Raw genomic sequence first — 1,328 nt, forward strand, 5'->3', positions numbered from 1 at the left:
GCCGGTGGGTCAGTGGTCGGGATTCGGGGGGTGCCCCGGTGTCGTGTGCGCCGAGCTCAGCTCAGCGGGTCGTCCGTCGTGTAATGCAGCACCACCGCGATGGTCGCCGCCTTCAGGCTCGCCGCGCCCTCTACCGCCAAATCGACCGGCCGCGGCGCTTCCGCCTCGACCCAGTCGCAGAGCCCGCCCAATGTGCGGTCGGCGGCAAGCGCCGTGCCGATGCTGGCGGTCAGTATGTCGAAGGCGGCATCACGGTCGGCGCCCTGTACGACCGCCTCGATCTCCACGCGATGCTGGTAGTGGTAGGCGAGTGGTGACAGCGTCACCTCCGGCTCCCCGGGCTCGCCGTCGCGCAGGATCAGCAGGCCCTCGGCCGGCACCCGCTCGGGCAGCACGTCGCCCCGCAGGGCGGTGGCAGGCAGCGCCGACAGCTGCGCGTGCAGCGCGGCGAGGATGGTTTCGCGTGGCGTGGGCATGGATTCTTGCTATATTCTCGACGCGGAGAAAGTCCGGATAGATTCGACTTTGACTTATACCATCGCCCCACGAATGGTGGCTTCCGCAATTTGCTGCCTCACGTGCCTGTGTTACTGTCTCGAACAGTATCGAGCTTCGTGAAAACTAGGAGTAGTCATGCTGAGTGATGCCAAGACACCCAATGACTATCTAAACCAGCTTGAGCATGATTGGCGGCGCGAAAAGCTTCTGGAAATCCGCGCCATCATCAAGGAACAGGCGCCACAGCTTACCGAGTGCATACACTACAAAATGCTTGGATACGGGATCGATGACGCTTACGCGTTTCATCTTAACGCACAGCGCGCCTACGTTAGCCTTTACGTTGGAGACGTCTCTAAGATCGATCCCGACGGGAAATTGCTGGCTGGTCTGAATGTTGGAAAAGGTTGTATTCGCTTCTCCAAATCGACCGAAATTTCTGAGACGCTGATAGAAAATTTCATTGCCCGCGCGTTCACGATGTGGCGGACGGGCGAAGATATCGATTGTTGAGCATGAATGTAAGGCAGAAGAGCCGCCATTCGCCTTACCGCAACGAAAGCCCGCTAAATCCCGCAAAGCCGACATTAGAGCCTGCCTTCAATCCAATTAGCCAAGATCAGCCCCGGCACGCTGTCATGCGCTCGCTCGGCGTCCCGGTCGAGGTCGAGCCGCTTCGGCAGCTTGACTTGCGGGACCAGCAGGAAGATCGGCGCGGTGACCTGGTTGCGGCCAGTCTTCGCGCGGGACGCCACCGCCTGGCCGCGCTTGTTGATGCGGGCGCGGTCGGCGACCAGCAGGCTCGGCCCACGCCGACGGTAGACGAACCG

Annotated in this window: 3 protein-coding genes; 1 reads left to right on the forward strand and 2 read right to left on the reverse strand. The window is 61.4% G+C overall.

The window, feature by feature from the left end:
• Window positions 1-56: 56 nt before the first annotated feature.
• Window positions 57-476, reverse strand: coding sequence for an acyl-CoA transferase (locus AB6A66_RS17410; protein ID WP_371056891.1), 420 nt, complete (start codon window positions 474-476; stop codon window positions 57-59).
• Between the two features lie 157 nt (window positions 477-633).
• On the opposite strand from AB6A66_RS17410, the gene AB6A66_RS17415 reads away from it, so the two are divergent.
• Entirely contained in the window at window positions 634-1,011 is a 378-nt protein-coding gene (locus tag AB6A66_RS17415) for an iron chaperone (protein ID WP_371056892.1), read from the forward strand.
• 74 nt (window positions 1,012-1,085) lie between these two features.
• On the opposite strand, the gene AB6A66_RS17420 is transcribed toward AB6A66_RS17415, so the two are convergent.
• A partial coding sequence (locus AB6A66_RS17420; RefSeq protein ID WP_371056893.1) for a DUF6441 family protein occupies window positions 1,086-1,328 on the reverse strand: 243 nt, incomplete at its 5' end.

The organism is Rhodosalinus sp. K401, assembly GCF_041365735.1.
Classification (GTDB): Bacteria; Pseudomonadota; Alphaproteobacteria; order Rhodobacterales; family Rhodobacteraceae; genus Rhodosalinus.